Origin of the sequence: Chryseobacterium polytrichastri (assembly GCF_900142445.1) — a bacterium.
GTDB classification, from domain to species: Bacteria; Bacteroidota; Bacteroidia; order Flavobacteriales; family Weeksellaceae; genus Chryseobacterium; species Chryseobacterium polytrichastri.
Window position 1 is genome coordinate 50,967 of sequence record NZ_FRAV01000031.1, and the last position, 9,201, is coordinate 60,167.

4 protein-coding genes and 1 pseudogene are annotated in these 9,201 nt (G+C 36.6%); all 5 read right to left on the bottom strand.

All coding sequences use genetic code 11. From position 1 onward, the window contains the following. Positions 1-441 precede the first annotated feature (441 nt). Positions 442-651 (bottom strand): annotated as a pseudogene (locus BUB80_RS24150) (RHS repeat-associated core domain-containing protein); the annotation flags it as partial. Positions 652-1,022: 371 nt separating this feature from the next. Beyond that, positions 1,023-1,265 carry a hypothetical protein gene (locus BUB80_RS17310; RefSeq protein ID WP_073295479.1) on the bottom strand — a complete coding sequence of 81 codons (243 nt, stop codon included), beginning with the start codon at positions 1,263-1,265 and terminating at the stop codon, positions 1,023-1,025. 4 nt (positions 1,266-1,269) lie between these two features. Further along, on the bottom strand, positions 1,270-5,034 hold the full coding sequence (locus BUB80_RS17315) for a DUF6443 domain-containing protein (protein WP_073295482.1): 3,765 nt from the start codon (positions 5,032-5,034) through the stop codon (positions 1,270-1,272). Positions 5,035-5,113: 79 nt separating this feature from the next. Further along, the gene (locus BUB80_RS17320) at positions 5,114-7,939 is read right to left on the bottom strand and encodes a hypothetical protein (protein WP_073295485.1); all 2,826 of its coding nucleotides are present in this window, start codon (positions 7,937-7,939) and stop codon (positions 5,114-5,116) included. A gap of 2 nt (positions 7,940-7,941) precedes the next feature. Beyond that, positions 7,942-9,201 (bottom strand): T9SS type A sorting domain-containing protein (locus BUB80_RS17325; protein WP_073295488.1); only part of this gene is annotated, 1,260 nt, incomplete at its 5' end.

The window sequence follows — 9,201 nt, forward strand, 5'->3', positions numbered from 1 at the left end:
GATCTCTTCTGCTGCACCTATAGCTCTTCCATAATTACCAAACATTAATCCACCACCACTTCCTTCATCCTGCATTATTTCTATATGGGAACTGTTCATTAATCTGAAAGATCTATCTAAACTAGATTCACCTGAATTATAAAATGGATTATCTCTTCTTGCTCTATACTCAGCCATTGGATTATAATATGCATTTTGTATTAATCCAAATAATCTGCTTCCGTCAGGAGAGTAATCCAATGGAACGTGTTCTACTTCTCCTACATTTACTGGTGTTCCTTTTTTCTTCCTACTAAATAACCAATCAATAGCTTTTTCTAGAAAACCTTTGTTAGGCGGATCACTAAATCCATTAAAACTAAGCCCTGTAAAGTAATTACTTCCGGAAGATTCAGAACTTGTAGACATATTCATCTGCATCGCTCTTACCATAGCTTGTGCAGCTTCTCCTGTATAAACAGTTTCATTACCATCCGGATCAATAAACATGATTGGGTTGTTAACGGCATAATTGTAGGGGCTATGTCTTCTGTACTTCTCAGCCATGGCATCTATTACACCCCATCTTCCAATATCAGCCATGTACATTCTCGCACCATAGTCGTATTGCCCTGTCTCCTGAAGCTCCTTACCATTGTATTTATAATTATACAACACCGCTCAACTTTTCAGAACTTGTCTACTTCATTTTTTCTCGCGCGAACATTTACTTTTTGAGCGCTTCTCTGTTCGATGGTCCCAAAAATATGGATTTTCAGTTGAAAAAAAAATGTGGATTTCCCTGTTTTAAATTTCAATTGAAAAAGGTTAAAGACTTTTTTGCTAAAAATTCAGCAGCTCTATAAAACAACAAAACCACCGCTATTGCAGTGGTTTTTCATTATGTCTTTCATGTGGGGTACGAGCAAAGATGCTCGCACCAGCAGGGGGAATGCCTGGTCTTGCCTACTCATGGTCGTAAGAAAAATTCTTCCGACCATGACTACTCAATTGAGTGGCTTTTTGTTTTTATAATTTAGGATTTAACTATTAATATATCTTTTTAATAATTCTAATATTGCATCTCTTAAATTAGAGTGGTCTATTCTAATCATTGACTTATTTTTAGTCAGTGAAAATGTTATAAACAAAGTATAGAAGTCTTGTTCTCGTTCTCCATCAAATTTCACAACAACAATGTCTCCATTCTTTCTTACTAAATCTAAACAATCTATTAGGTCTGTCATCGACGGATTTTCCAGTAGTATATTCTTAATTTTTTCCATAATTTTACTTTATTAGCATTTTAGAAATTTGTGAAACTTCTGTAATTTGCCCAGTTGCAACCTTATTGGCAATGTTATAGATTTGCTGTACTGGTACTGTTTTTAGTCCATTTTGTTTTGCAAAATACATAAAGGCTTGAACTGCTGTCCTTTTATTTCCATCTACAAACATATGTCCGTGTGATATGGACCTGAAAATTGATGCACCTTGCTCAGCAGCGGTATCATAATACATTGCAGAGTTAATAGCACTACTTGGACTACCATTTAATAAAACTCCTCCTCCCTCAGTTCCTACATTTATTGATACAATTTCATCAGCAAAAGAAGTAGGATTAAAAACCTTTGATTTACTAAATAGCATGCCAAAGCCTTTTCCTGCAACTTTTCCTATAATACCTCCAGCTAAAGCTCCAGCTGATATATTAACAGCTTCGTGTATAAATCTGTCATTAGCAGAATTATATTCTTTATGCTCTACAAAGTAATCATCGTCTCCTCCAAAAAATGAATTGACAGCATTACCTATTTGAGCCCCAAGATTACCTGTATTTTTATGGTATTTCTTTCCATCAATAGTTACAAGCGTTTTAAGTGATTCCTTTTCCGACATCCCAGAAGAAGAGCCCGCTTTACGAGCATTTTTCGTTTTAGGATCATCCGCTCCATACTGAGTAAAATTAAACCCACTAAAATAATTTTCAGAACTCGTAGACATATTCATCTGCATCGCTCTTACCATAGCTTGTGCAGCTTCTCCTGTATAAACAGTTTCATTACCATCCGGATCAATAAACATGATCGGGTTGTTTACGGCATAATTGTAAGGACTATGTCTTCTGTACTTCTCAGCCATGGCATCAATAACACCCCAACGTCCGATATCAGACATGTACATTCTTGCCCCGTAATCGTATTGGCCTGTCTCCTGAAGCTCCTTACCATTGTATTTATACGATTTGTAGCTTCCCTGTCCGAAATAGGCATTCCCTGTTTTCAGATGATTCATCCCGAAAGGATAATAATCATTGTTATCGGTAATTTCAAGAGCGCCCGCGCTGTTTCTCGCGAAACTTACCCTTACGTTTCCTAAATGATCTACGTACTGGTAAATATACTGATCTTTCTGATAATCGTAGAACCCTTCTGCGGTTGGAAAGAACTGCAAGTCGGGTGTTTTAAGATCTACAATAACTCCGCCACCGCCAAAAGGAGGATCAATTGTTGGGTCAATAGGATCAATAGGTCTATCCAGTGAAAAAGCCTGCGGCTGCATTGCTCTGCTGGATAACGAAGTAGCCTCAAGTATCTCCCAAGCACCACCTCCTCCTTTGAAATTTTCTGTTTTCAAATATTGAAACCCATCTATATAATCAGTTGTTTTTTTTGTAGTGGTAGAACCTGAAACACCTGTTAATACAGTCGTACTTTCTTTAACAAGCTTTGTTCCGTTTGCACTGTATCTGGTGTTGACGGTAACATTTTCACTTCCAATTTTATTCAATACCAAATGATTCGGAAGATCCAGATAATTGTACTTGATTGTAGAAATACCTTTATCAGGCATCGTGGTCATATTCCCATTCAAATCATAGGTGATGGTATTTCCTCCGCCTTCATACCCTGTAGGGTTTTGAGAAACATCATTAATAATCGTTACCTGATTTCCTCCTGTACCATACACATATCCTAAATTATCAATGACTGTAGCGGTATTGGTTCCACTTTCCAATACAGAGGTTCTGTACAGTTTGGAGATGTTTCCGTTTACATCATAATCCAGAGATTCTGTATTTTCTTTGCTGTATGGGTTGTCAGGGTTTTGGTAATAGCCTGCGGATAATCTATTCAATCCATCATAAGCATACCCGTATCTTTTCGGGGTAATAGATGGATTTACACCAACTGTTTCTACTGCTCTCCAATCTACTTCTGTAATGTAACCGTTGTATTTCGGTTTTACATTTTTTCCTGAAAACTGAGTGGGATCAGGATTTTCAATTCCTTCTTTCTGGGTGTATTTAATTTTGTAAGAAAACAGTTTCCCTCCCAGATCAGGTAATGACATCTGATCTTTGTTGATATCCGTCATCCAGCCTCTGATGTTGTAGGCATAATCAATACTTTGAAGGTTATTTCCTACTTTTTTGTTCTTTAGCTGAGAGAGCTCATTGTATTCATTTTGAGTCAATAGTTGTTCCGGTTTACTATCTACCTGATGGTAATGCTGGAACAATCTGTTCTGGTTATCATATACAAAACGTTCTTTAATAATGATTCCTTCTTCATTAGGCTTTCTTACATGATAAGTATTAACTTTTTGGGGAATGCCTGCAAAATCAAGCTCAGATTCTGTTTTGGTATGACCACCCAAATGGTTAATAGAATAGCTTCCTATTACTCTCCCTTTTTCATCATAATAACTAAAACCTTTCGTCCAGTTATTATCTTCAATGTTTCTTACATAGGAAGCTACAGGAAGTGTTCTGGTATTTTTACCCGTTGTACTTTGCCCCGGTTGTTTCAACACTTTCTGTCCACTAATGATTGAAGGGACTATTACCTCCGCTGGAAGTGTGGGATAGGTATCATAATAATTAACCGATAAAATGGTGATGCTTCCCGTAGGAAATGCATTTTTGGTGTAATAGATATTCTCTCCGTTTTGTACGATCGGAGTAGTATCTTCTCTTTTCTCGTTATTGCCTGCATTGGCCACCATATTGTTAAGGGCAGTCTGCATCGCGATTCTTGTTGCCGTATTGGCAAAGAAACCTGAATAAACTATTCTTCCGAACTGGTCATATTTAGTGAAAGTCCATCCTTTTTGATTGAAATTATTGGTGGTAGATCTTAAGTTTGCATCCTGAGAAAGGATCAATCTGTTTTGTTTATCATACACCATAAATTCCCAACTCTTACCCGGGATCTTCTTTTCTACCAGTCTGTTTTTACTGTCATACCTGTATTGATAACAAAGGTTGTCTAAGGTCCCCTCCGGAATAGTTCCTAAAACAGAAGTCAATGGTGGGATCACAAAAGCCAATTGCTTATAGTCATTATACACATAATAGGTATCTGCATATTGGGAAGCATTGATTACTTTTCTGATCAATACCGTTTGTCCTGAACCGTCTTTAAATTCTATGGTTGTATTACCATCTTCATCGGTTACAGAATTTTTAACCAATTGCGCTGTCGGATATTCGGAAATATTCCCAATACTTCCAGAGTAATATTTTTCGGTAGAATTCCAAAGCGTAGAGATCTCATATTTTTTCACGTGATCTGCCTGACTGTTGAGATCATAGCCAAAAGTGATGGGTTTGTCTGTCCATGTATTTCCTACCTGTTTTTGTTGTAAAACCCTTTCCAAAGGAGAGTTTTCCAATATTTTTTCAGTATAGGTTTTTTCTCCCGCATAAAAATTGGTAGCATCCGATACGGGATAAGGACTCACTCCTGAAACCTGAGGATAAATATTTCCGTTCGCTGTAGATGATTGCGGAACCGGAAGATATTCTCTCGTCTGTCTTCCCAGTTCATCATAGACAATGGGGGTTACGATATCTTTTCCTGTAGGAGAAGATTTTACACTGATGACCTGTTTTGGTCTTCCCAAGAAGTCAAAATACTGAACCGTTTCAATCTTTTTGACGCAGGTAGAATCTAAACAGGTGGTACTCTGTATATAATTTTCTGAATTTGTTTGTGCGTGACATACAATGGCAACAAACAATATGCTGAATATATTTAATATCTTTTTCATAATTGATAATAGGTAAGTAATAAATTATGGGGTCATTGGTAAAATAATTACTCATAGCCCTTTACTTATTACTCATAAATTATTGTTTGTAGTTGTATTTATATTTCTTTAGAACCTTTCCTTTTTCATCAACAATCTGATCGAGTCTGCCGGCTTTATCGTACTGATACATTTCACGGATACCTGATGGTGGGGTCATACTTTTCATCCCAATCAAAGGATCATAAACATAAGTGGTGATCTGATAATTTCCGAGGGCTGAATTATTTCTGAAAAGATCCAAAGCATTCTGAAAACTTTGCTCTGAACTCACATCAATATCGGCGTCAGATTTAGAGACAATATCTGCGATGTAGGTTGATACTTGATCATACGTTGCGCCTTCAATTTTGGCAATAGGCTGCGTTTTGCTGTATCCCCAAACCACTGAAACCGGAATACCTTCTTTTGTGGTGTACTGTTCTAAATTCCCTTTGCTGTCATATCGGTTGAAAGTAACTTCTTCGGCAAGGTTATTCTGAGTATCATAAGATACCGCAGAGCTTGGTAATTTATTGACCGGATTATCATACTTTGTTTCAGCTCTGGACATTAATTTCCCGTTATCAGAAGCGTTTTTCTTGATGATTGAGGTTGTTTCCAATGGAATACCGATGATATTGGCATTAATCAACTTTTGGTTGTTTTTATCTAAGGCATATTGGTACGTGGTTTCCTGAATACTTCCGTCGAAAGAAGTGACTCTTTCTAGATTAGGAGCGTAGTTATTAGAATTTTTAACAACTTCTTTTTTTGTTTCTGCAAATCCCGAATCAAAGAAATTTCTTGATGTTACCTTCTCTTCTTTAGTCCAAACTGTTTTCACTTGAAAGAAACCTCCCGGCAGGTAATATTCAGGACCATTAAAATCCTGTATTGTATAGTCAAAAATACTTTCGGATAATTTTTGATTGGCATCATTATAAACTTCCGTTTTTTCTGCTAACCCTCCTCTTGTTAAATTATAGTTTGGCCAAAATTGATTACCTTGAGAAGGGAAGGCGTCAGGTGCTTTGAAATAGTATTTGGTATATCCTGTATTATTTCCATTGGAAACTTTTACATTTTTATAGATCATACTTGGAGCTGCTGCGATTATTCCATTCAATGTACCGCCATCCACAAAATACCCACTAGAAACGGTAGGGTTAGTGAAAAAATTATAATCGTATTCTTCAAACTTTGTGGGAATAGAATCAGTATGTACTGTTGAAACCTCCTGATTAAAATATTTTATCTTTTTTATACGAGGAAGTCCTTCTTTACTATGCTTCCATGTTGAAATTTCTACCGGTTCCGCCAAATGCTTTGCCTCAAAATAAACTTCCCCATAAGGGATTGTAATACTTGGATCAGCACTTACCAGAGAGACATAATATTCGCCTGCATCTGCTGCTAAAAATGGGATAAGTTGTCTGGTAGGATAATCGGGATCAGGATCTACAGCAGGACCAATGTTAATAGGTACCGGTTGATAAACGCTTCCCACTTTTTTATAAAATGCAAGAGACCAATAGTTACCCGCTATCTGCCCTGCACTAATATCTACAGCTACATAATAAGGAGCATAAGGAAAGGTACTTCCATTATTAACAGGTACTGTGAAGAAGTGTTTTTTAATAACATTACTGATCTTTGTAAAAGAAACATTCCCCATATCTACTTCCGGGGTTGTCCATTTTTTTTCTTCTATAGAATAATTAGGAATAAAATCAAAATCATACTGAATAGTACCTCCTGTAGGTAATTCAACCCGAGTAAGTACGGAGGGAACAATAAGTTCAGGATTGGTTTCAAATCCCGGAGGGGTGCTGTAAGCAGCATTTCTGTATGTGAATTTTGTTTTTTCGAGCTCCATACCATCAGCACTTACTTTACTGAAAGATTGTAATCCTGTTTCAAAAGTATATTTTGAAACAAACTGATTGGTTGGTGTTTTTAATAATGCAGTTTTTAGTCTGTATTTATCAAATTTAGAAGGAGCATTTTCATCTTTAGTATATCCAAATTCTATAATCCCTCTGTCTTTTGACTCAATACGGGTAAGTTTGTTAGTCAATGATTCTATAACAGTCGGTCTGTCTGGCACATAAATCGTTTCTTTTTCATAGCTGTATTTTACAAGCTCTTTATTGTTTTCATCAACGATAGAGGTTAAAAAGAAAGCACTTCGGTAATTTCCATTAATATATTGAGGTCCTCCATTACCACTGGTACGGCCCCATGCCCAAACTTTTGCTATGGATACGTTATACGTTTGAAATTTATATTGTATTCCTCTGTCATTGGTAATGGCTAGAGAATCTAAAATAAGGGTAGCATCATTACTTGAGCGATAATATTTAATTTTTGATGTAGTTGGAGTCAGATTTACCAATTCAAAGGTATCTGTCCCCTTAATACTATCAACTGTTCTGATAAATCTAAATTTTCCTGATTCTCCGGGAATAGAATAGTTATAGAGGTCATCAAAAGGATTTTTAGTATAATAATGAACGCTCTTGTCACTAAATGGTTCATCAAAATCACTGACTATCTCCCTTGAGATCACTCCCTGTCCCATGAGTGACCACCCTTGGCCCAGATCTCCGGTCCATTGATCATTCGTAACATTGGCGGCATGATAGTTCAATCCAAGATTAATGTTTACACCATTACTGTTTGTTGGGAGACTAAATAGCCCGTAAGAAATATCAGGAATCCCTGTTTGTATAGAAACAGGTACATTCTTATAGGTTGAAAGTGACGAAATAGAAGGCACAGGCTGAGTTACTCCCGTACTATAACTTGGATTAGGAGTTTGTGCAAAACACAATCCCATAATCCCTATTCCTAGGGCTGTTATTATTTTTTTTAATATTTTCATTCTTATTGTTTAATCAGTTTAGCATTAGCCGCTTTATTCGTATCCGTTTTTATTGTGATGAGATAAGCTCCCTGAATCAAAGCCTGAGTATTAATTTTAGTCACCTTATTCTTCGTTTTCAGACTTTGCAACTGTCTTCCACTCATATCATACAAAGAAATATCAGCTTCCTTGAAATCAAAACCTATTTCCACATATGCATAATCTGAAACAGGATTTGGATAAATCTTGATATCTTGTTTTACAATCAATTGGTCAATCTGCTTATCTCCAAGCTTAATGATCTTCCAGTTTTCTTTTCCAAGTTCCTCAGCGCTGGTTCCTGCTAAAATGATGGAACCATCTCTGTTAAGCTTAATATCAGATAACCTTTCTTCTTTCTTACTGGATTCGCCTTTGACATGTTTTCTCCATTCTTCATTCCCATTCTGATCTAAATACAACATCCAAAAAGTTTCATCATAGGTTTGTATCCTTCCCTCGGATTGCGTATATCCGCCTAGTAAAATGCTTTTTGAAGTTTTATCATCTGAGCCATGTAAAACACTCATTCCCATGAGTACATCTCTGTTCTTGAAGTTGTAAGATTTTTGCCAAATTTCTTCACCTTTGTCATTAAGAGATATCAACCATAGATCTGTACCTTCTTCAATGCCAACGGTTTTATTTCCTGATCTCTCAGATCTTGATTCTCCTCCAATTAAAAAGCCTGTTGAAGTTAATGCCAATGTTCTCAAATGATCGTCGCCTTTTCCTCCGAAGTTCTTTTCCCATTCAACTTTGCCGTCTTTGTTAAGTTTGATGATCCAATAATCTCCTTCGCCAAAGTTTTCAGTTTTCTTTGAACCACCCATACCACTTCTTGAGTATATCCCAAGCAAAGCACCTCCGTCACGCGTTGGAATCATTTTTTCTACTTCATCTAATCCTTTTCCTCCAAAAATAGATTGTGATAATTCTTTTCCGTTTTTGTCAAGTTTTATAATTAAAACATCTTTAGATCCATAACCTTTAGCTGAGTTTTGCACATTACCCGCAACAAAGAATCCTAAATCTGTCGTTTGAATAACTGATCTTGCTTCTTCATCGGCTGAACTCCCTAAAGTTTTTTGCCATAATTCGTCTCCAAATTCATTAAGCCTTATGAGCCACAAATCCGAACCTCCTTTAGAATCATCTTTTTTATCCAGACCTTTTCCGCTGTAAGAAGTTCCTGCCAAAAGAAATCCTCCTTCTTGAGTTGCTACCGTTGCTGAAAGAAA

Bases quoted from the DNA above. Each gene is read 5' to 3' on its own strand.
- BUB80_RS17315 (WP_073295482.1), bottom strand. From the start codon at position 5,034: ATGAAAAAGATATTAAATATATTCAGCATATTGTTTGTTGCCATTGTA.
- BUB80_RS17310 (WP_073295479.1), bottom strand. From the start codon at position 1,265: ATGGAAAAAATTAAGAATATACTACTGGAAAATCCGTCGATGACAGAC.
- BUB80_RS17320 (WP_073295485.1), bottom strand. From the start codon at position 7,939: ATGAAAATATTAAAAAAAATAATAACAGCCCTAGGAATAGGGATTATG.